At 37.7% G+C, this 22,701-nt stretch carries 18 protein-coding genes; 14 read left to right on the top strand and 4 right to left on the bottom strand.

What is annotated here, in order from left to right; translation table 11 throughout:
- The first annotated feature begins 192 nt into the window (after nt 1-192).
- Nucleotides 193-516, top strand: coding sequence for a hypothetical protein (locus JZO85_RS23410; RefSeq protein ID WP_347401781.1), 324 nt, complete (start codon nt 193-195; stop codon nt 514-516).
- Nucleotides 517-1,540: 1,024 nt separating this feature from the next.
- Here the strand turns inward: JZO85_RS23410 and JZO85_RS04830 are convergent.
- On the bottom strand, nt 1,541-1,735 hold the full coding sequence (locus tag JZO85_RS04830; protein ID WP_207107396.1) for a hypothetical protein: 195 nt from the start codon (nt 1,733-1,735) through the stop codon (nt 1,541-1,543).
- A 785-nt stretch (nt 1,736-2,520) separates the two neighbouring features.
- On the opposite strand from JZO85_RS04830, the gene JZO85_RS23270 reads away from it, so the two are divergent.
- Nucleotides 2,521-2,715, top strand: a complete 195-nt coding sequence (locus JZO85_RS23270) for a putative holin-like toxin (RefSeq protein WP_347401780.1) — start codon at nt 2,521-2,523, stop codon at nt 2,713-2,715.
- A 276-nt stretch (nt 2,716-2,991) separates the two neighbouring features.
- On the opposite strand, the gene JZO85_RS04825 is transcribed toward JZO85_RS23270, so the two are convergent.
- Nucleotides 2,992-3,972 carry a LacI family DNA-binding transcriptional regulator gene (locus JZO85_RS04825; RefSeq protein ID WP_207107395.1) on the bottom strand — a complete coding sequence of 327 codons (981 nt, stop codon included), beginning with the start codon at nt 3,970-3,972 and terminating at the stop codon, nt 2,992-2,994.
- Nucleotides 3,973-4,502: 530 nt separating this feature from the next.
- Between JZO85_RS04825 and JZO85_RS04820 the strand changes: the two genes are divergently transcribed.
- From JZO85_RS04820 to JZO85_RS04790, 7 genes are all read left to right on the top strand, one after another.
- The gene (locus JZO85_RS04820) at nt 4,503-5,804 is read left to right on the top strand and encodes an ABC transporter substrate-binding protein (RefSeq protein ID WP_207107394.1); all 1,302 of its coding nucleotides are present in this window, start codon (nt 4,503-4,505) and stop codon (nt 5,802-5,804) included.
- Between the two features lie 23 nt (nt 5,805-5,827).
- Nucleotides 5,828-6,715 (top strand): carbohydrate ABC transporter permease, encoded by an 888-nt coding sequence (locus JZO85_RS04815; protein WP_207107393.1) that lies wholly within the window; start codon nt 5,828-5,830, stop codon nt 6,713-6,715.
- Between the two features lie 13 nt (nt 6,716-6,728).
- A complete protein-coding gene (locus tag JZO85_RS04810) occupies nt 6,729-7,559 on the top strand; it encodes a carbohydrate ABC transporter permease (protein WP_207107392.1) in 831 nt (276 codons plus the stop codon).
- A gap of 64 nt (nt 7,560-7,623) precedes the next feature.
- The gene (locus tag JZO85_RS04805; RefSeq protein ID WP_207107391.1) at nt 7,624-8,979 is read left to right on the top strand and encodes a NosD domain-containing protein; all 1,356 of its coding nucleotides are present in this window, start codon (nt 7,624-7,626) and stop codon (nt 8,977-8,979) included.
- Nucleotides 8,980-9,049: 70 nt separating this feature from the next.
- Nucleotides 9,050-10,162, top strand: a complete 1,113-nt coding sequence (locus tag JZO85_RS04800) for an ABC transporter ATP-binding protein (RefSeq protein ID WP_207107399.1) — start codon at nt 9,050-9,052, stop codon at nt 10,160-10,162.
- Nucleotides 10,163-10,201: 39 nt separating this feature from the next.
- Nucleotides 10,202-11,701: a glycoside hydrolase family 32 protein gene (locus JZO85_RS04795; RefSeq protein WP_207107390.1), complete on the top strand. Its 1,500-nt coding sequence runs from the start codon at nt 10,202-10,204 to the stop codon at nt 11,699-11,701.
- A gap of 56 nt (nt 11,702-11,757) precedes the next feature.
- A complete protein-coding gene (locus JZO85_RS04790; RefSeq protein ID WP_207107389.1) occupies nt 11,758-12,729 on the top strand; it encodes a carbohydrate kinase family protein in 972 nt (323 codons plus the stop codon).
- A gap of 511 nt (nt 12,730-13,240) precedes the next feature.
- On the opposite strand, the gene JZO85_RS04785 is transcribed toward JZO85_RS04790, so the two are convergent.
- Nucleotides 13,241-14,038, bottom strand: coding sequence for a MurR/RpiR family transcriptional regulator (locus JZO85_RS04785; protein ID WP_207107388.1), 798 nt, complete (start codon nt 14,036-14,038; stop codon nt 13,241-13,243).
- A 189-nt stretch (nt 14,039-14,227) separates the two neighbouring features.
- Here JZO85_RS04785 and JZO85_RS04780 point away from each other — a divergent pair, with 189 nt between their 5' ends.
- From JZO85_RS04780 to JZO85_RS04760, 5 genes are all read left to right on the top strand, one after another.
- A complete protein-coding gene (locus JZO85_RS04780; RefSeq protein WP_207107387.1) occupies nt 14,228-15,586 on the top strand; it encodes a PTS sugar transporter subunit IIC in 1,359 nt (452 codons plus the stop codon).
- 5 nt (nt 15,587-15,591) lie between these two features.
- Complete coding sequence (locus JZO85_RS04775; RefSeq protein ID WP_207107386.1) at nt 15,592-17,073, top strand: sialate O-acetylesterase; 1,482 nt, start codon at nt 15,592-15,594, stop codon at nt 17,071-17,073.
- Nucleotides 17,074-17,343: 270 nt separating this feature from the next.
- Nucleotides 17,344-18,741: an MATE family efflux transporter gene (locus JZO85_RS04770; RefSeq protein ID WP_207107385.1), complete on the top strand. Its 1,398-nt coding sequence runs from the start codon at nt 17,344-17,346 to the stop codon at nt 18,739-18,741.
- Nucleotides 18,742-18,975: 234 nt separating this feature from the next.
- Nucleotides 18,976-19,560, top strand: a complete 585-nt coding sequence (locus tag JZO85_RS04765; protein ID WP_207107384.1) for a TetR/AcrR family transcriptional regulator — start codon at nt 18,976-18,978, stop codon at nt 19,558-19,560.
- Between the two features lie 83 nt (nt 19,561-19,643).
- On the top strand, nt 19,644-20,789 hold the full coding sequence (locus JZO85_RS04760; RefSeq protein ID WP_207107383.1) for an alpha/beta fold hydrolase: 1,146 nt from the start codon (nt 19,644-19,646) through the stop codon (nt 20,787-20,789).
- 207 nt (nt 20,790-20,996) lie between these two features.
- Here JZO85_RS04760 and JZO85_RS04755 read toward each other — a convergent pair whose 3' ends face one another.
- On the bottom strand, nt 20,997-22,499 hold the full coding sequence (locus JZO85_RS04755) for a DUF1846 domain-containing protein (RefSeq protein ID WP_207107382.1): 1,503 nt from the start codon (nt 22,497-22,499) through the stop codon (nt 20,997-20,999).
- Nucleotides 22,500-22,701: the final 202 nt, after the last annotated feature.

Genomic DNA, 22,701 nt, shown 5'->3' with positions numbered 1-22,701 from the left:
TCATTGAAACCTGTTGGGGACGAGGGTATCGGCTGCATGAGACGGTGAATGAGCAGATATGCATAAATACAAATGAGTTGAAGTATGGAAATGAATAACAAGCAAAACACCTGGCTAGCCTTAGAAGAACAAGGATAGCAGGTGTTTTGTTTTTAAATATACTTTTTTTCGAATGGACAAAGTGGGGGTCCCGTGTTTAACTCTTCAAGGCAAATTTTAGCGGTTCATGCCTATGGAGCTACTACTGTAAATTTCGGTACCCGAATCAATTCGTCAATTTATAATTGGATTAGTAGTGGCCTAAATAAGATTAGATCGATCTTCCGATTATATAATCCTAATAGTGGGGAGCACTTTTATACGGCAAATGGCACTGAGGTAAATAATCTGAAGAAAGCAGGATGGAAAGATGAGGTCTTGGGGTGGCTTGCTCCTTCTTCAGGGAGTAATGTTTACAGATTGTATAATCCAAATGCCAAGAAAGCTGGCGCACACCACTACACCCCTCATAAGTGATAATTTGAAAAAAGCCGGTTGGCGTGATGAAGGCATTGGCTGGTGGGGATTATAAATTCACTTGTTTCAAAATTGAGAAATGAAACAAGGAAGGAAACTTTACAGACATCAACATTAAGCATGAAGTTTTTACCTGTAAACATTTTAGCTGCTCTGTGCTATAACAGTATTGTGAAACGTAACGAGTTTAACGCATTTGAGCACAAGAAAGCCAACCTATGTCCGTAGGTTGGTCTTTTTTTAGTAGATACGACGGCTACCGTCTTGAGTTAATGAGACAGCTTGCTTTTAATCATTGTCTTGATCATTTAGCCAATGATCCGTAGTTATCGATCAGTCTTCATTTTGCAGATAATTTTGAATTGTCGTCATTCTATATGTATGAATCCCAACAATACTATATCGCAGAGTGGATATATTCTTAAACACGCCCCTTAAATAATCTGATGATCGTTCGGAATTACTCCCGACGTTTACAGCTAAAGGAACCAGGATCTCCGGTAAACGAAGTCCTAAAAACGAACTATCGAATTCCTTATCATCATCGATTGTTCGCAAAACAGATAATTGTTCATATGATAAAGCTTGAGATAATTCTATGATACTTACTTTTTTAGAGTGTATTTTGATCAATTTTAGAAACATATTTTAGATAGAATTCAACTGTGATTTTTAGTCCATTTTAAGTAGAATATTTTAGTAACATGTGGGTACGTATTTCGTGGAAATTCTGGTGAGATATTTAGTTCATTTTTAGATCAGTATTTTGATAAGATTTTGGGCACGTATTCTGTTGAATTTTCAGTAAAACTAGTGTAGAATTCCCTATAGGGAATTAATAGTTAACTTGAATTTTATCAAGTTAACTATATAAAGTTTCAGCTAAAAAAAGCTTTGCTGCTACAACAGCAAAGCCCTGATCATTAGATTGCGCTATAAGGCGTAGCTCTAACCTACCATAATTCGATACATTTTAGCATGGACGTCAAACCAAGTAAACGTTTCGGGTTAGTATTGTTACTACTCATTCTTTTTGGGATGAGTTTTTTTTGCCTTCAGGTGTACTTTTTAACTCGCATAAGCCAGTAAATACTACACAGATAATAACTACCAAACAGATCGTTGCAATAACCATCGTGTCGGCAGATAAAGCAAAAAAGGCTCCTAGCGCTGTTGCTATTACTGCAACAACAAGAGTTAACTCTATTTTTCCCATCATTGTTAATACTCCTGTAAATGTAAGGAGGCTACCAATGTAAACAATTAAAAAGCTTTCCATGGCCTCAGCTCCTTCGAATGTATTTCATGTCAACATGAAAATTCATTATGATTCAAAATGCTGCGACCTAACTCGCTTATCTAATAATCGATAAGATAATAATACGCTATATCAAAACAAAATGCAATAACATTAATTATTGAATGTATGTTTATATTTTTTGATGTTTTAAGCTTGCATTTCAGCTATATATTAAGCTTAATGATCAACCTTATATATCAAACATCAAAATCTTTAAATAACAATTTGTTAATTGCGATTAACAAATTATGATTGAGGACAGGTCTGAATAGAAACCATTGCCTTCCCTAAGGAAATTTGGAAATTGTCACACACTCATAGAAAGGAGCACTTATACAAACAAATTAATCCCCATTCGACTTTTGTCATCATGCAGTAATGATTAGTCCAATCAAATACAATAGTATTGTTCAAAATTTGAAAGGTCAATTTCATAATTGCTAGCAATGGATGAAAAAAATAATGTATGATTCGAAAATTGTAGAATTACGATGTCACACAAACCGATTGTGTGACATTCGCTAAAATAGCTCTATCCCTTGCGGCTCTAAGGAAATCGCGTTTTTCCTCTGTGCGCTTTTTATTTGGGACGTTTTGAACGCAACATAATGCTTGCTGTAATGTATTTGTGTTGCATTCATTATGGAAGGAAACGCCATTTAAATCCAAACTGATATTTTTATTTTAGAGTGAAGAATGTGTTTATGATATTCTGGCGAAGTAGTAATTTTATGGCAGTGGCTACTAGGAGGGGTGCCTATGGGTATCTTCTCACTTTTCAGGAAGGGGTAGCATTTTTGTCTGTTGTTGAAGCAATGAGTCTAGTGTTCCAATTTGGTGCATTGCTCATTGCATTAGTTGCCTTGAAGGTAACATTTAGCAAAAACAACAAAAAATAGACCGCTGTAACTTTGCAGGTTACGGTCTATCTTTGACTAAATAATCTAAGCCACCGTCTTAAACGGGCTACATTTTTTGGGAGTTACGTGTCGAGCGTAGCTCCTTTTTATGTATTCAATATATCACGGACAAGTGCCTTTTTCTAGCCTGCTATTTTGCACAACTTTTAACAGATAAATTGCACAAAAGGCAACCATCCTAAATTATTTAAAAATAACCTCCAAAATCTCAGAGTAAGATTTTGGAGGCTTGTTTATATAAAAAAGTGATCAGTTCTATAATGTTGTTCCTTTTTCTATCAATTTAGCTGATACTACATTTTCATGTGGAATATAAGTGTCTAAAGAATTAACTGCTATCTCAGCCATCAATGGAATATTTTGATCTATAGAAGTGATAGGGAAAATAGCGTTGTCAGATACAGGGGAATTGTCATATCCGATTATTTCTAAATCTTCTGGTATTTTAACCCCTTTTCGAATGCAGTCTCTCTGAAGCATATTTGCAATATCATCGTTTGAACAAAAAACACCCATTTTTTTATTAGGATATTTTTTAAGGAGATCATCTAAAACTGTAGACATAGTGGTGGATGCTTCTTCAGAATACGGATCGGTCAATTCCTTACGAATAATTGTTTCATGAAGCGTATCCTTTACTGAAAATTCAAAACCTACAATTCGTTTAAAGGAAGGCCAGTCTTCATAGTATCCGTTATTAATATGGACTAATACTTCACATCCATCCTTCATTAATTTCTCCCCAGCAAGCTTACCACCTGTGTAATTATCGTTATTGATTTGGCAAAAATCTCCGCCAGCACGTTCAATCGAGATGATAGGAACGTCCAATTGCTCAATGTCCTTGGAATCCAAAATATGACTTAATAAAATGATTCCTTTTACGCGATAAGACTTTAACATATCGATGACATTTAATTCTGCCTCTTTCGTATCTCTTGAGGTATAAACAATAAAACTATAGTCTTTTTCCTCTCCAAATTGAATTAGCTGATTCAGCAATTCTGTATAGAAGCTAAGGTGTAGCTGAGGGAAGATGACTCCTACAAGATTTGACTTGCCTGTCACTAATATTCTGGCAACATTATCTTGACTATAATTTAACTCCTGAATCACTGCTTGTATTTTATCTTTGGTTTTTTGTGATAGCAACTCGGGTTTATTAAAATATCTTGAAACAGTAGTTAGGGAAACACCACTTTTTTCTGCGATTGCCTTTATTCCCACTTTATCCATATTTGTGTAGCCTCTCTTTGTCTGATGGTATACGTAACTCGTTAATGCTTCATCTGGAAGCGTATGCAAATGACCATCTAGTTATCATACGGCTATCATACAATGTGGAGTAGATTATTTCAAGCAAGTTATGAAAATATTTTCATTAAAACGCGTCATTAAAATTTCATTATCAAAACTTTTTTTATTAATAAAGTTTACATCATAGGTAGATTTCATTTGGATAGCTAGGCTCAGTTCAAATATTTTTTATTTGCGATATCATTTTGATATATCAAAGAAAATATTTTTGAAAACGTTTGACATTGATAATTTCATATTTTATACTTACGGCGTAGGGTGATAGAAAGAGCTTACAAAGATGAAAAGGAGGTACTGATTCAACTTAGATTAATTCGGGGCCTTTTTAACACTGCGTATGGATTTATAATGAAAACGGTTTATAAAACGGATTTCAGTATTAGGTTGAGTGTATTGTCGGAATAATTGATTTTTATTTTGGAATGGTAGAAAAGAAAGGTAGTGGAAAAATGAAAAAGAATAAAAAGAGATTTGGCGTGTTTGCTTTAGCTGCTTTGACATTGGTAAGTACATTAGTACTTTCTGCTTGCGGAAATGGTTCGGGAGGGAAAGAAGCAGGAAAGGACAAGACAATTACAGTCCTTGTAGAAAGTGGAAGTCCTGCTGAAAAGATTGCTAATAGTACTGCTGATGCTTTCAAAAAAGAAACAGGGTATAAGGTTGTGGTTGATTCAGTTCCGTATTCTGGAATGTATGACAAGGTTTCGACAGAAGTGAAATCAAAATCGGCGGCCCATGATGTTGTTTGTCTGGACGTCCTATGGTTATCTGCTTTTGAAAACGCATTAACCCCACTTAATAAATATGTGGATGATAAAATCACTTCTGATTTCCTTCCGACACTTGAAGAAGGTGGAACATTAAATGATAAGTTGCTAGGTCTCCCAATGTGGATCAATAGTAAGGTACTCATTTACAGGAAAGATCTGTTTGAAGACGAGAAAAATAAATCAGAATTCAACAAGAAATATGGTCATGATTTAAAAGTCCCTACTACTTGGGAAGAATACAAAGAATGCGCGGAATTCTTTACTAAAGATGATATGTATGGAACAGCTGTTTTCGGAATGGCATCGGGAGATACAGTTTGTAGCTTCCTTGATCAAGCGTCACAGGCTGGAGCAAAACCGTTAGTTTTAGGTAAGGAAAATAAAGTATTGGTTGATGAAAAGCCATATGTCGATGCGTTGCAATATCTATGCGATCTTTATAAGAAGGGCTATGCACCTGAAGAAACATTATCAGTTGCATCCACTGAGGCTCAAGAAATGTTTAATAATGGAAAACTTGCGATGCAATTAAACTGGAGCCATCAATATCCGGCTGCTTATGAACTGAATAAGGACAAAGTTGGCGTAGCACCAATGATCGGCGGTTCTGCTGGTGTAGCAGCTACAACAGGACCGTGGTATCAATGTGTGATGAAAAATTCTGAAAACCAAGAGGCAGCAATCGAATATCTGAAATTTATGTATGACAATAACGAGAAATACATGACAGAAGGATCATTGAAGATCGCAGGTAGAACATCTGTATATGAAAAATATGAAACACAAGCGGGCGATGAACATCTTGGAGCTGTATTAGAAACATTAGATAATGAATATTCTCAAAATAGGCCTGCTACTCCTTATTGGACAGAAATTGAAGAAGTGCTGGCTAAAGCTGTTCAGTCAGCGTTATCTGGAAAAGCAACACCTAAAGATGCTCTTAAAGATGCGAAAGTCGAAATTGAGGCCATCATAGAGTAAGACAAGAACAAGGAGGAAAGACCATGCAGTTGATATCCAGAAAAACCGTGCTTGCTTTCTTTTTACCAGGCGCATTATTTATGGGGATTTTTATGATTTACCCGATTTTCAAAATGGCCTTTGACAGTCTATATAGCTTTGATCCAAATGGTATGAAGGAATTTGTTGGTTTTGACAATTATGTTAAAGCTTTTGGTAATGAAAGCTTTTTACAACCGTTAAAGAATACGCTTGTGTATATCTTTATTGCTGTTGTTGTCGAACTAATATTAGGAACGATCCTAGCTTTGATTTTTGAAGAAAACTTTAAAGGAAACAAGATTATCCGCTCCCTTATTTTAACCCCACTAATGATTGCTCCACTAGTAGCTGGTTTGATTTGGAAATTGATGCTGAGTGCCCAGTTCGGAATCATTAATCAACTATTAGTAAACATTGGTATTCTTGAGAACTCGAACCAAATCTTATGGCTTGCGGATGAAAAATGGTCATTGTTGGCTTGTTGTTTTGCTGATATTTGGTTAACAACCCCGTTTATGATGTTGATGATTCTAGCTGGCCTCCAAGGGCTTGATGGAAGTATGATTGAAGCCGCTACGATCGATGGAGCAAACTGGTGGCAAAAAATTATAAAAATAAAATTGCCAAACATTAAGCCAGTACTATTAACCGCATTATCCATCCGAATTATTGATGCTGCACGAACGTTTGATATTGTTTGGGCGATGACACAGGGCGGACCAAACAATTCATCTGAACTTATTAGTGTTGTAATCTATAAAACGTTGACCAGATACAACAAAGTTGGGTATGCGAGTGCGATGGCATTAATACTTGTGGTAGTACTCGTTGTGTTTACCCTTGTGTTCATGCAAGGACTATGGAATCCGAAGAAGAAACAATCGGTGTAGGAGGGGATAGCTAATGGAGAAAAAAAGAAGTATTCAAAGTAAGTTACTGATAATTTTGGCGATCGTCTGTGCTGTAGTCTGGCTGTTTCCCTATCTATACTTGATTAGTTCATCCTTCAAGCCGGGCGCTGAGGTTGTTTCTATTCCTGCTAGATTCTTTCCAACAGTTCTTTCTGTGGAAAATTTCACTGGTTTATTTGAACGAATGCCAGCTTTTCATTACATTTTAAACAGTTTTTTAGTAGCTGTTTGCAGTACATTGATTGCAGTAATTTTGGGGGCATTATCTTCTTATGCCATTCAACGTTCAGGAGCCAAGATAGCAACCTTTTTGATTATTGTCGTGTTGTGTTTAAAAATGATTCCAACATCGAGTATTGCGGTCCCAATCTATGAGTTGATTACAAATCTTGGATTGTACGATACGAGAGTTGCCTTAATTATCGTTTATGCAGCGATAAATATGCCTTTTGTTATGTGGGTCATGCTTGGTTTTTATGAAGGGATTCCAACGAGTATTGACGAAGCAGCTTGTATGGACGGGGCTTCTAGTCTTCAGACATTTATTCGAATCATCTTGCCGATCTGTACACCAGGTTTGGCTACGGCCTTTGTATTTACGCTATTTCTTTCTTGGAATGAATTTTTATTGTCGTTGTTGTTGACTAGTACGGAGGCAAAAACATTTACGGTCGGATTATCCGAATTTTTATCAGCTTATAGTATGGATTTGGGTCCGATGTGTGCGGGCGCTCTGATTTTTAGTTTACCTGTGATGGTTTTGTCAATCGTAGCACAGCGATTCATTGTTCAAGGAATTACTGCGGGTTCAGTCAAGAGCTGATAGAAACATATTTTAAGGAACAAACGAGCGATTCTGATTGAAGAATCGCTCATCAGGAGGAGTAATGGTGAGTAAAAATTATTATGATGTAACCCAATGGGGAGTGGGAGATCCTTTTAACGATATTGGAGAAGTCATTAACAGTATTCTTTTAGACATTAAAGAAAGACAGAATGAAATTGATGAAAATGATGGAGGGAAACCAGGAGCAGTCATCTATATTCCACCAGGTGATTATCACTTGAAAACACAGATCGTTATTGATATTAGCTTCTTAAAGATTATGGGCTCTGGCCATGGCTTTACTTCTTCTAGTATCCGTTATAATGTGCCGGAGGACGAATGGAGTCATCTTCATGAGCTTTGGCCTGGAGGTAGTCGCATTCTTGTTGATTTGGCGGGTTCACCGAAAGAAGAAGCAGATGGTGCTGCATTCTACATTTATCGTAGCGGTGATCCAAGAATTAGTTCTGTTGAATTTTCAAATTTTTGTATCGACGGCTTACACTTTGTAGATGATGATTCTGATGAAACCAATCCAGAAAACACTTATACGAATGGGAAAACAGGAATATATGCTGCTAGCGCGAATGATTCGTTCCGAATTACAGAAATGGGATTTGTCTATTTGGAGCATGGTATTATTTCATATCATGCGGATGCATTAACAATCCATGATAATTTTATCGCGGAATGCGGGAGCTGTATAGAATTACGTGGTTGGGGGCAAGCATCGAAGGTGACGGATAATTTGATTGGTGCAGGCTTCAAGGGCTATTCCATTTATGCGGAGAATTTTGGTGGACTTCTAGTGACTGCAAATAATATTTTTCCTAGAGGAGCCAGCAGTATTCATCTTGAAGGAGTTACCCGCTCACTTATTAGCAATAACAGACTTCATGCTTTTTACCCAGGAATGGTTATTCTAGATAAAAATAGTACGGAAAATTCTGTTTCATCCAATCATTTTTTGCACGATCATGAACCTTGGGCACCGTTGCAAGGGCGGAATAACGGTTTAGATGATACCTTTGGACTTTTATCGATCAATGGTAACAGCAACACCGTGATTGGAAATCATTTTTCCGAAATTATTGACAAGGATCAAATTTTACCTAGAGGAGCAACTCCTGTAATTATCCATGTTGTTGCTGGTAATGGAAATTATATTTCAAATAATCATATAGTCGCTACAAAAGCAGAATTAACATCAAGTGATTCTTGTTTTGCGTCACAAGTAGAGGCTTTGTTAACCAATGATGCAACCGAGGCTCTTGAAGTCAAGACGGTAATGATTGAAAAACAATCCGTTGGAAATACGGTACTCGACTCTGGTTCTGAAGCACAGGTTGAGTTGGATAAAGAAAGCAATGCTTTTAGAGCGACTCCGATTCCAGTTAAGTATTCTATGTCTAACTAATTCAATGAAGTACTATTAACTATTTTAGAGTTTAGCAATGCTTAATAGTAAAAAAGTGAGGGTAAAAATGATGGGAACACTTTCCATGAAACATATTTATAAAAAATATTCAAATGCGGAAAATTATACCGTAACTGACTTCAATTTAGAAATTGCTGAAAAGGAATTTATTGTCTTTGTAGGTCCTTCTGGTTGTGGGAAATCTACAACTCTTCGAATGGTAGCGGGACTTGAGGATATCACTGAAGGGGAATTGAAAATCGGTGATAGAGTCATCAATAACGTAGCACCAAAAGATCGAGATATCGCAATGGTCTTCCAAAACTATGCTTTGTATCCTCACATGACCGTGTTTGATAATATGGCCTTTGGGTTAAAGCTTAGAAAATATCCGACAGATGAGATTAAAAAGAAGGTAGAAGAAGCGGCAGAAATTTTAGGCTTAACTGAGTATCTAAAGAGAAAACCCGCTGCTTTATCTGGGGGACAGCGTCAACGTGTCGCTTTAGGTCGTGCGATTGTACGCGATGCTCAGGTTTTTTTGATGGATGAACCCTTGTCCAATTTGGATGCGAAATTACGTGTATCGATGCGTGCGGAAATCGCAAAGTTGCATCAACGCTTAGGAACGACAACCATTTATGTCACTCATGATCAGACAGAAGCCATGACAATGGCAGATCGTATCGTCATTATGAAGGATGGGCTGATCCAGCAGATTGGCAGCCCTAAAGAAGTATATGATTTGCCTGAAAATGTTTTTGTTGCAAGTTTCATTGGTTCACCTGCAATGAACTTCTTCAATGTGACTTTAAAAAATGGCTACATCACTAGTGGACAAAATTTCAAGGTAAAAGTGCCTGAAGGTGAAAATAAAGTGTTAGTAGCTAAGGGCTATGAAGGAAAAGAGTTGATTTTCGGTATTCGACCAGAAGACATTCGAAGTGAACAGATTGTATTGGATTCAGTTATTGAGTCAACTATACATGCAACGATCGTTGTATCAGAGCTGTTAGGTTCAGAAACGTTATTATACAGCAAAATTGATGGAACAGAATTTGTATCGAAAGTGAATGCTAGAGATTTTCATCGACCTGGAGAAACTGTTCGATTGGCATTAGAAATCACAAAGGGACATTTTTTTGATCCAAATACAGAATTAAGAATCAATTGTACGAAATAATTTCGTAGTGAAAAGTAATTTTAAGTGAGGAGGATTCTTTTGTCCAATGAATTAATGAAAGAGAATATCAAGCGTGCTCAAGCAGAAATAGCTAAGAAAAGAGAAGAAGTAAGCCAAGGAGCAATGCGTCAAAAGTATCATTTTATGACTGAAGCAGGGTGGTTAAATGACCCTAATGGACTGATTTTCTTTAAAGGAAAATATCATTTCTTTTATCAGTACAACCCGTATGATTCTTTTTGGGGCTCCATGCATTGGGGACACGCAATCAGTGATGATATGCTGCATTGGGAATATTTGCCCCTCGCGTTAGCACCGAGTGAAACATACGATAATCATCCAAAAGGCGGATGTTTTTCTGGAAGTGCAATCGAACATGAGGGACGGCTCTATCTTTTATATACGGCATCAACCAATTACGGAGATGGATTAGTACAAAATCAATGCATGGCCTATAGTGATGATGGGTTCAATTTCATTAAAAGTGAAAAGAATCCAGTTATAGCCGCCCCACCCATTGGTTATGAGGTGGGAGAATTTCGAGATCCAAAGGTTTGGAAGCATGGAGAGTATTTCTATTTGGTGTGTGCTGGGAAAAAGAATGATCTTGGTCAGGCGCTACTCTACCGTTCGAAAAATTTAGAAGATTGGACGTTCTTTAATATCCTAGCAGAAAGTCGTGGAGAACTTGGCTATATGTGGGAATGTCCCGACTTTTTCCCATTGAAAAATGCAGATGGAGAAAAGTACGTTTTAACTTTTTCTCCAATGGGAGTAAAAGAAAGAACGAGCATTTATCTAGTTGGGGATATGAATTATGAAACAGGAAAGTTTAATTATTCTACCGTGGGAAATATTGATTGGGGATTTGATTATTACGCCCCTCAATCTTTTGTCGATCAAAAAGGTAGACGCATACTTGTTGCTTGGGCCAATAGTTGGGAATGGATGCCTTGGTGGAAAGACTGGGGTCCCACCTTTAAAGAAGGCTGGTGTGGTTCGTTCAATCTGCCACGTGAAGCAATCCTTGATTCAGACAACACAGTAAAATTTGTACCAATAGAAGAGTTGGCTGCGATTCGAAAATCACCTAAAACCATCCGTGAGAAGATTTTGGTCGAAAAGGATGATCTGCTTATTCCAACGGAGAATGGCAATTGTTTTGAACTTAAGATGTCCATTGATCTTACTAGCAGTACTGCTGGGTCTTTTGAGCTTAAATTGAGAAGTAATGACCGCTTGTCTACTAATGTGACATTCGATCTAAAAAAACAGATGATGTTCGTTAATCGAGAGAACTCAGATGATTGGAGTCAAGGAGAGACAAAAAGTAATTTATTACTAAAAGACAAAACAATGTTAAACATCCATTTGTTTGTGGATCAATCCTCTATAGAAATTTTTACAGATGACTATAAAACTAGTCATAGTCTAAATGTTTTTGCTGCTGAAGATCAAAATAAAAACTATGTATCGGTTTCTGAAGGAAAACTTGTAATTCTTGAACTTGAAACATGGGAACTAGACAAAACAATGTAGCCAAAATGCTCGAAGATATTTACTTTCTTCGAGTATTTGAAATATGGAGGTCAAAAATGAAAACAATAGATGTAACTGCTCTAGGTGAAATCCTGATTGATTTTACTCAAAATGGAGTAAGTGAACAAGGAAATCCGTTATTAGAAATGAATCCTGGCGGAGCGCCCTGCAACGTATTAGCGATGTTAAGAAAGTTTGATCGCAAAGTCGCGTTTATTGGAAAGGTAGGCGATGATAATTTTGGTCATTTTTTGAAACAGAAGGCGGAAAAGTTAGGGATTGGTATGAGCAACTTATTCTTTGACGAAGAAGTGCATACGACATTAGCTTTTGTTCATACAGGGGAAAATGGCGATAGAGATTTTACTTTTTGTCGCAATCCAGGGGCAGATATGCAATTGACTGAATTTGAAGTAAAGGAAGAACCAATTAAACAATCAAAAATCTTTCACTTTGGCACACTTTCGATGACTCATGAAAATGTACGTAAAGCAACAGTGAAAGCTTTGGAACTCGCGAAGAAGAATGATTGCTTGATCTCGTTCGATCCTAATATCCGTGAACCTTTATGGGGAAATCTAGAAGAAGCTAGGAAGCAAGTAGAAGTGGGGCTTGGTTATTGCGATATCCTCAAAATATCGGATAATGAAATTCAATGGTTTACCGGTGAGGAAGACTATTCTAAAGCGGTGAAAAAGATCAGAGAGAATCATCAAATCAAATTAGTTCTTGTTTCGATGGGAAGTGAAGGTAGCAGAGCTTACTACGGTGATGAGATGGTTGAAGTAGCTGGCTTTAAAAATGAAAATACTATTGAAACTACCGGTGCAGGAGATACTTTTTGCGGTTGTGTGCTTCATTCTATCCTTGATTTGGGGCTGGACGCATTGACGAGAGAGCAACTAGTAGAGATGCTGACGATGGCAAATGGTGCAGCTTCTCTGATTACAACAAAAAAAGGGGCGCTTTGCTCGATGCCAGAAATCAAGGAAGTGACTGATTTTATTTCAAGTGATACATTGTCCTAGATATTTTAAAAATACGGATAGATTTAGAGTAATGTCCTGTAACTGGAAAACTAGCTACAGGACAGAAAAGTTTAATTTGGGATTTCCGTCAAATCATTTTGGTGAAGAGAAAACTGAATAGAGGTTTGTCAATATGCGGTGCGATTCTGTACACCGCATATTTTTTAGTTTTCAAAGTTCAAACCTCATTGCAAGAAAAACTGAGCTCGATAAGTTACACAAATTACGATAACCAACGACAACATGCTTATTGTTCAACTCTCGGTGACATTCTTAGATATGATTATTTTGAAAATATTCACAAATCTTCTTGATTACTTCATAGTTCGTCAATAATTTCCATTTGACTGATTGGGCGTTTTAATAGTCGATGATAATACTACTTGAGTGGGATGAATCTGCTCGAATATTTGAGTAGTAGCTTCTAATAGAGCTTGAATCATCGATAGTTTTTTGATCATTAGGTTTAGAGTTTCGAAAGCAACATAGTTCTTTAATTTTCTATATAGCATCATTTTTCTGATTTCTTTTGCTTATCGGTTATCCAGTCGTAGTAGTAAGAAACGATTTCTGAAAAAAGAAACAACTCTAAACGCATGTCTAATTGTCTAAGAGAACCATCATTTCTCAAAAAAGTAGATGTAGCAGGCAACACGATGGTTTTAGTGGGCTTTGAATTGATCTTGGCGTCCTTATTCATAGTGACCAAAACGGTTTTAGCATTAATGCTGTTTGCTAACTCGATAAAATTCTCGTAATAGTCAAGAGCGCTTACAGAATAAATGAAGTAAACGGCCTTTTCGTTAAGAGCCTGCTGTAAAAAATAAATTTGTGTTTCTGTGGTGATTGCTTCATAAAATTTTCCTTGTGAATATAGAGAATAGACTAGCTGTTGTGCAGGTAAGGCCGAATTACCGATACCGATAATCTTTATGTCTGCTGCTTCGTTCATCCAATCAACTATTTCTAGAATATCCTTTTCTAGATCGCCTTCTTTAAGGCCAGCTAGGGATTTTTCATAGGTGCTAATAATAGAAGTAAGCAGTGTTTCTGAGGGAGAGGCTAGACTTATTTTCTCTTCTCGTACGTATTCTTCTAAAGCCAGCTTAAACTCAGGATATCCGCTGTAGCCGATCTTTCGAGCAGCTCTTAAAAGGGTTGGCGAACTAACCTGAAGGTCTTTTGACAAATCATGAATAGAAAGACCGACAAATTTTTTGGGAGCAGCCAGTATCTGCTCAAAGATTGCTTTGTCGGTTTTTGACATTTTTGTATAGTGAATAGTAATTGATTCTTCAATATTTTTCAAAAAATCTCCTCGCTTTTCTCCCAGTATACTAGTGTTTTTTTGAAATTACAAATTAATATAGAGAAAGAAATTTATTTCAAAATTGTTGTTGACAGAAAATGGAGAAAACGGTATCATCGTTTTTGAAATATATTTCATATTATTTTGTGATTTGTAATTAATTTCATTTCGATGTAGGAGGATTCTGTAATGTTTAGAGGAAAAAAGAGCTTTGCAACGTATTTCACGGATATTGTCGGCAAAGTTGCTGGGAATAAGTTTTTATTAACATTAAGAGATTCATTCGTGTTAGTTTCTGTTACGACTATGATAGCGGGCTTTGCAATAATGGTTAATTCAGTTTTTCTAGATCCGGCGGGGGGGTTGCTATTTTCTGATTCCGGGTTGAATTTAGGGAAACTGTTTTACGGAAGTACTAAAGTTTGGTTGAACAGTGATGTGGCTGCAGTATTAACCAACGTTCAAGGAATTATTAATTTAATTTCACAGGGGTCTTTGAGTGTCTTCTCTTTGATTCTCGTGGTAGTCTTTTCGTTTATATTTTCGAGAAACTATTTCCCGAAGAATTCAGAGCATTTGACCAGTGTTTTGTACGCATTAGGGGCATTTTTCATTTGTCTGCCTTGGAATTGGGAATATACAAATGGAAATGAAACGGTTTCTCTTGAAAATATCGTTAATTCTAGTTTTTTTGGGACGCAGGGTGTCTTTTCTGCACTAGTAATTAGCGGTGTGGCAGTTTGGCTGTACAACAAATTGCTGCAGTCAAATATCAAGCTTCGTTTTCCAGATTCTGTTCCTCCGATGGTTGCGAGAAGCTTTGAAAGTTTAATTCCCGGAACTATAACGATGGCAGCATTTGCTATAATAACAGGGGGAATCACCGTTTTATTTAGTATGACTTTACCAGAGCTTTTGCTTGATTTGCTGCAACGGCCAGCAGAATTCGTTTCGGGAACGGCAGCCTTTGCTTTCATCTCGCAATTCACATGGTCGCTATTTCAATGGTTTGGGATTCATCCATCCAGTATTTGGGGAGCTATTTTTGGAGTAACTTGGAATGTAAATGATGTGCAAAATATCGCAGGTGAAGCACACCACTTGTATTCGACGATGTTCATGAACTTTTCAACAATTTCTGCAGGAACCTTTGCTCTAGCACCGGTATTAGCAACCTTAATTGCCAGTCGAGATCAAGGGGCTCGGCAAGTAACCAAGGTCGGTCTTATGCCGGCGATCTTTAACATTAGTGAACCGATCACTTTTGGCTTGCCCATAGTAATGAATCCTATCTACTTTATTCCCTTTGTTATTGTACAGCCGCTATGCTTTTATATTGGTGTATTCTTTACGAAGATCGGATTTATTGATGTCATTACGAATCAAGTACCTTGGACAGTTCCGCCGATCATATCAGGATTGTTGTTTACTGGATCAGTGAACGGAGCGATCGTTCAAGCAATCAATTTGCTCGTTGCAACAGCGTTATATCTACCGTTCATCTATACGGCGAATCGGATGAATAAACAAAAAAATGAACTGGAATGAAAAAAATGACAATGATAAAATTGAATCCTCTATTTACTGATAATGCCGTTGTTCAGGCCGAAAAAGACTTTTTTCTTACGGGGCAGGTATCTAATAAGGAAGAAGTGCAAGTCCGTTTTGGAGAACTTGATGTTAAAACAACCTCTGATGAATCAGGCTATTTTTCGTTGATTCTGCCTCCTCAGAAATATGGTACTATTGGCGATATCACAGTTAAAACAGAGCTGGCAGAAAAAAAGGTACATGTTCAGTTTGGGGATGTCTTTCTTTTTGGTGGCCAATCCAATATCGAGTTTAAGATGGCAGATGAAGCGCATTTTCAGGCTGAAAAAGAAAGAGTAGCACAAACGTCTATTGATCTTTTCTTTATCAATGTTCCACAGGTTGAGTATGAAGATAATATAGAAACTATTCCTTCAACTGTTTCTTGGGAGGAATGGAAGCCAATAAATTCTGAAACATTAGCAGAAGTCTCTGCGATAGCCTATTATTCGATGCGGCGTTACAAAAAGAAGTATCCGAATAGAATTGTCGGTATCGTAAATTGCAGTAAAGGTGGTACAAGTGCAAGTTCATGGATGAGTCTGGATTTTTTAAAGAAGAGTAAAAGTTTAAATCAGAATATTTTAGTACCTTACCAGCAAGCCATCACTGGTAAAACGCGAGAAGAATTTGATGTGAAGTGGAATACTTATCAAGCCATCGCTGAGAGCTATTATTCATTAAGAAATCAATGGGTAGAAGGGCACCCAAATCTCAGTCTAATTGATATCAAGAAGAAAATTGGGCATTCGCCATGGCCGCCGCCAATCACCCCGTACTCATTTTTGCGTCCAGCCGGGTTGTATTACACGATGTTTAAAAAAATAGTCCCGTATACTTTTTTAGGTGTTATCTGGTATCAAGGAGAAGAAGACACACAGCATGGCTACTTATATGAGGAACTTTTATCGATGCTGATGAAACAGTGGCGAGCAGATCTTCAAGCGGAGGTTCCATTTTATATCGTTCAATTACCTTTGTGTGTAGATAAGCCGAACCATGATTGGCCAGCAGTTCGGCAGGCACAGGCTAAAATAGCTGAAAATATGAAAGCAACCTTTCTTGTCACTAGTTTGGACTGTGGTCTACCTGACAACATTCATCCGCCGGAAAAGAATGTTCTGGGAGAACGTATCGGAGAGATCATCCAGCAACGATACTACTCTAGTTCACCTACAGCAAACGTTATTGCTAAGGAAAAAGACAAAATAGTTATCGAAATAAAAAATGCTGAAAGCTTAAAAGTAACCTGTGAGGAGTGCATCCATACAAATGCGGATAATTTTACCGTCTCCATCAAAAAGAATATGATCGAGATTTCAGTTGAAAATAATCAGGAATTGACTACTGTTGAATATGCCTGGAGCAATGCACCCATTCCAGCGTTGTTTAACGAAGTTGGCTATCCAGTTTCCCCTTTTAAAATTGAGTGCAAGGATAGCTAAGAAGGCACATCAAGAACAAAAATTTTGGATCTTACTTTTGTGTATGGTAGAGTCAATAGCTGATATTAGCAGAGTTAAGAGTTTGCTCATTTCAGATTAAGAATGCTTGCTTGCAAATGTCAAAATGCCTCTTGACATTCAACTAAACCCCCTCTAAAATAAATATTACTTGCTCGGAGGGCAGATCATTTACTAGGATGATACGCTGGATAAGGCAACGGATGAAAAATCTGTTGTTTTATCCAGCTTTTTTTGTTAAGGAGGGTAAACATGAATGAATTTTTAAAGGGAAAAGTGAAAACAATCTATTTTCGGTATCTTTCTGCAGCCTTTGGAAGCGCCTTGATCACATCGATCTACTCGGTGGTGGATATGGCGATGGTGGGGCAGTATCAAGGACCTGATGGAACGGCAACATTAGCTATTGTCGCTCCGGTCTGGAACATTATTTACAGTTTGGGTTTGCTTATGGGGATTGGCGGTTCTGTTATCTTCAGTACGATGAAAGGAAAGAAAGAGGATTCAGCAGAGACTGATGACGATTATTTTACAGTTTCGGTCATTGGCTCGGTGATTTTAGCCATCATGACATGGATCAGCTTGATTCTATTTGAACAGCCGCTGCTACAGCTGTTTGGAGCTGGAGAGGCGCTTTTACCGCTTGCTCAGCAATATTTACTGCCAGTCAAAGTAGTCTTACCGTTGTTTCTATTCAATCAAATGCTGGCGGCTTTTTTACGAAATGACAATAGTCCTGGTCTAGCCACCAAAGCGATTCTTGCCGGTGGGTTATTCAATGTATTCGGTGATTATTTATTTGTTTTTACATTTGATTTAGGGATTTTCGGTGCTGGATTGGCTACGGCTATCGGTTCAGCGATTTCATTTTTATTGATGTTGACGCATTTTCAAAGCAAACATAACACGTTGTTTTTGGTCACTCCTACGAAGGTCTTGAGAAAGCTAAAAGAAATCACTGTTATTGGTTTCTCAACATTTTTTGTCGATGTTGCAATGGGGATCGTGACGATCATGTTCAACCGACAAATCATGAAGTATCTAGGGACCAATGCGTTGTCAGTTTATGGTGTTATTGTGAATATCAGTACTTTTGTTCAATGCTGCGCCTATAGTGTCGGACAGGCAGCGCAGCCGATTCTATCAGTAAATTTCGGTGCAAAACAAGGAAATAGAATCAAAGAAACCTTGAAATATGCGTTAGGAACAGCAGGATTTTTTAGTTTGTTTTGGACCGTGCTAAGCTTGAGCGTTCCGCTGCTTCTGGTCAACATTTTTATGACACCGAATCAGGAAATTGTTGAAGCAGCGCCAGCGATTATTGGGAGCTATGGTCTGTCCTTTATTTTTCTGCCCTTCAATATCTTTTCTACCTATTACTTTCAGGCATTGATGAAGCCTAAAGCAGCTTTTCTGATTTCCGTTGCTCGTGGACTGGTAATCAGCGGTCTCTTGATTTTTCTGCTTCCTCTTACATTGGGAGCTGACATGCTTTGGTTTGTTATGCCGATCACAGAACTGATCACTGCATTGTTTGCAGGAATTTTGATGAAACGGTACACAGGAAAGCTACCTCTTAACCCCCAGTCTAAAAAAAAGAAAAGAACTATATACTTTCTTCTGATCAATAGTATTATCAAGAAAATATAAACTATCTAACGATTTGTTGAATCAAATTAATGCCTACCAGGGCAAGTGCGTTGACTGAAAATGAAGAAGAAATAGTAGTTATCGCTTAAAATCAAAACTATTATAACTGAATATCGAAAACATAAGAGGACATTTTAACAGGATGTCTTCTTTTTTTATTCTATTGACAAAACAATGTTCGGTAGTTACAATATCTACAGAACGATGTTTTGTCAGTTAAAGGAGAGGATTACGATGTCACGAGTTGTAAAAGATCCAGATGTGCGACGCCAGGAGCTTATAGAGATCGCACTGAAACAGTTTTTAGAAAATGGCTACGAGAAGACATCTATTCGGTCCATTTTAAAGGAAGCGGATGGGGAAATTGGGATGTTCTATCACTATTTCGAGTCTAAAAAAGAGATATATGAAGCAGCTTTAGAGACATATAATGAGAAATATTTGGTTAAGCTCACTGAAGTTGCCGATACTCCCAAATGGGATTTTAAGGAGAAGCTAAACCAAGTATTTATTCTTTTACCAAGCTCCATATCTGAATATCGCTCGATGTATACCAAAAAGGTGAATCCTGAGATCATGACCATCTTGCTTTCAAGAACATTATTAAAGATAGAACCAATATTTGAGCAAATTATTCTTGAAGGAATCGCAAATGGCGATATCCGCGTTTCTGTACCGAATACTCACCTGCTAAGTCAATTTATTCTTTTTGGCATAAGCGCGATCATTCATGATAATGAGGTGCAATCCATGGAAGAAAAAGTGCTTAATATTAAAATTCTTCTTTCAAAACTATTAGACAGTCCGATAGATGAATGAATTTAGGTAAACAATACGAATAAGAGTCAAGCGAAGATAGTTATAATGTTTCAAAGTAGGGCAAAGAGATAGGAGGAAAGACTATGAATTTTCCAGTAGGATTTTATGATTTTCACGAGGACACAGCATTCAATTTTCAATTAAATAGATTTTATTCGTTTGGTTCCTTAGACTATAACACTGTTGCTGAAATAGGAGCAGAGCTGACAGATTTTGATAGCTGGTCGCAATTATTTCTTGATAAAGCTGAGGTTTTTCACAATGAAGGAAAATATATTGCTTCAGCGACATGCTTTCGGGCGGCTTTGTTTTTCATGCTTGATGATGAGAATGACGCTCAAGGACAGCTGTATAAAACAGAGCTATATGAGCGGTGTATGAATGAATATCAAGCGGCTTACCGAGATGTCGATATGACCTATGTGCGTGTGCCTTTTAAAAAGGACTATTTTCCTGTCCTTTATAAATGTCATCCGGCGGAAAGTAAAGGCGATATTGTTGTGCACGGCGGCTATGACTCCTTCATTCAGGAATTTATACCTCTTATGCAATATGTATATTCCAAGGGCTACAATGTATATATGTTTGAAGGCTTCGGTCAAGGGGAAGTATTAAATCGATGCGAAATGAAAATGAAGCCTGAATGGGAGCTCTGCACGAAAGTAATTTTAGATTATTTTAACTTGGAAGATGTCACCTTATTAGGCGTTTCTTTAGGCGGCTATTTGGCAGCACGGGCTGCGGCCTATGAGGAGCGCATCAAAAGAGTTGTGCTGTATGATTTGATTTACGATTTTTATGGGGCGATTTTGTATAGGGCGCCAGAGCAGCTGCAAAATCTGATTAATCAATTGATGGAGACGCCAAGTAGTCCTAAATGGCAAATGATCGATGGCCTGATGAGAGAAAACAAGTTTTCGCTCTGGCTGTTTCAACAAGGAAGAGAAGTCTTTGGTGATATCGACACGCTTTACGATTATTACAAAGCGATAAAAAAATATAACACTGTGGACATCTCACCTTTGATTCAACAAGACGTTCTGATTCTTGCAGGAGCAGAAGATATTTATACTGTATATTTGGATAAACAGATCAATGCTCTGTCAAATGCAAAATCGGTAACTAGCCGGGTCTTCACTAAGGAAGAAAATGCGTCACATCATTGCCAGGTTGGAAATATCCAGTTGGTTTTGGATTATATTACAGATTGGATCGATTCAAAGATTTAAAGCACAAAATGTGAGAGACTGAGAAGGGTTATGATGGTTTAAACCGATATCGCTTATAGATATAAACTTCTTCGCAGCAGGAGTATTTGTTGCGGGAATCTGGAAGAGTCAGCGATTATTGCAACAGAATAGCGCAAAAAAGATGACCTTTTTTCAAGAAGAGGTCATCTTTTTTTATGAGCTATTTCCAGCTAAATTAAGCGTATTTTATTGATGATACAGCTGTTCTGATGGATACACTGCAGCTGAAGTAATATCGATCCCTAGATTTCTAAAGGACTGTTCATTGTTTTTGCTCAGCATAACTGTAGAGTGAGCCTGCGTTCCTTCAAGCTCTACCAGCTTCTCATAAGCGCATTGGGCCGTTGGATTTGTGACGGCACTAATTGCTAGTGCAAGCAATACTTCACGAATATCTAGAGAGTAGTCTTTCATATGCATTTCGTTCTTTTTCAAATTTTGGATGGTTTCTAAAATAATCGGCGATAGTAAATGAATGTCATCATCGATTTTGGCTAACGATTTTATTGCATTTAATATGACAGAAGCTGAAGCCTCCATCAATGAGGTTGTGCGGCCGGTAACGATCTTTTTAGTAGGCAGTTCCAACGCGATTACTGCGGCAGGACCTTTTGCGGAGGTCTCAAATTTTTCTGCATATGCATGTGCTGGAGTAACTACAGTGCGATCCTCTGGCTTCAAATCGATCTCTTCCATAATTAAATTGATTCTATTGACTGCTTCCTCGTCAACGAGCCCCTTTTTAAAATCACACTCTGTCTGAAAATACCGCCGAATAATTTCCTGGCGAGAAGCTTCTTGAACAATCTCATCATTCACAATGCCCGCTTTGACCTGATTCACCCCCATATCTGTCGGTGATTTGTAGACAGATTCCTGATCGGTGATCTTTTCAATAATTCGTTTGATTACGGGAAATGTTTGGACATCTCGATTGTAGTTGACCGCCATCTCTCCATAATGATCTAAATAGAAGGAATCGATCATATTAACGTCCCCAAGATCGACTGTCGCTGCTTCATAAGCGATGTTCAAGGGGTGCTTTAATGGAACATTCCAGACGGGGAAGGTTTCGAATTTCGAGTATCCGGCGTTTTTCCCTAGCTTGCTTTCATGATAAAGCTGGTTCAAACAGGTGGCTAGTTTACCGCTGCCTGCTCCTGGAGCGGTCACGATAACGATTGGCTTCTCTGTTTTAACGTACTCATTTTTGCCAAAGCCTTCATTAGAAACAATTTTCTCAACGTTCAAGGGATAATTTTCGATTGCTTCGTGTTTGTACACTTTGATATTTCGACGTTCCAGTTTGTTGATAAAAGCATTGGTCGCTGGTTGATTGTTATAGCGAGTGATGACTACGCTGTTCACCGACAAATCATACCCCCGAAGCTCATCGATCAAGCGTAAAACGTCCATATCATAGGTGATCCCGTAATCACCGCGAATCTTATTGCGTTCGATATCTCCTGCATATAAACAAATTAGGATCTCCGCCTGATCCTTAAGTTTTTGCAGCAGCTTCACCTTGATATCTTCCTGAAATCCAGGTAACACTCGTTTCGCATGCTTATCATCAACTAATTTTCCGCCAAATTCTAGATAGAGCTTATCGTATTGATTTACCCGTTCTAAAATATAGCGAGATTGCTCGACTAAATACTTCTTTGAATCAAATCCTATTTCTCTCACTAAAACTCCTCCATACCATTTGAGATTTACCTGTTTCTAGTCCTGACGCTAGGGGGTTCCTCTAAGCTGTTTTTGATAGAATGCTAAAGCTAGATATCCTATCAGAAATCGCAACTAATCCATCATATTCTTTCATTAAACACCTCATCCGTCAATAAAAAATCGCAGATTAGATAAGGTATTTTTTTGAACCTTTTAAGAT

The sequence above is a fragment of the Candidatus Enterococcus murrayae genome (assembly GCF_017315985.1).
Lineage (GTDB): Bacteria > Bacillota > Bacilli > Lactobacillales > Enterococcaceae > Enterococcus_A > Enterococcus_A murrayae.
This window is presented reverse-complemented; position numbering and strand designations above follow the sequence as displayed.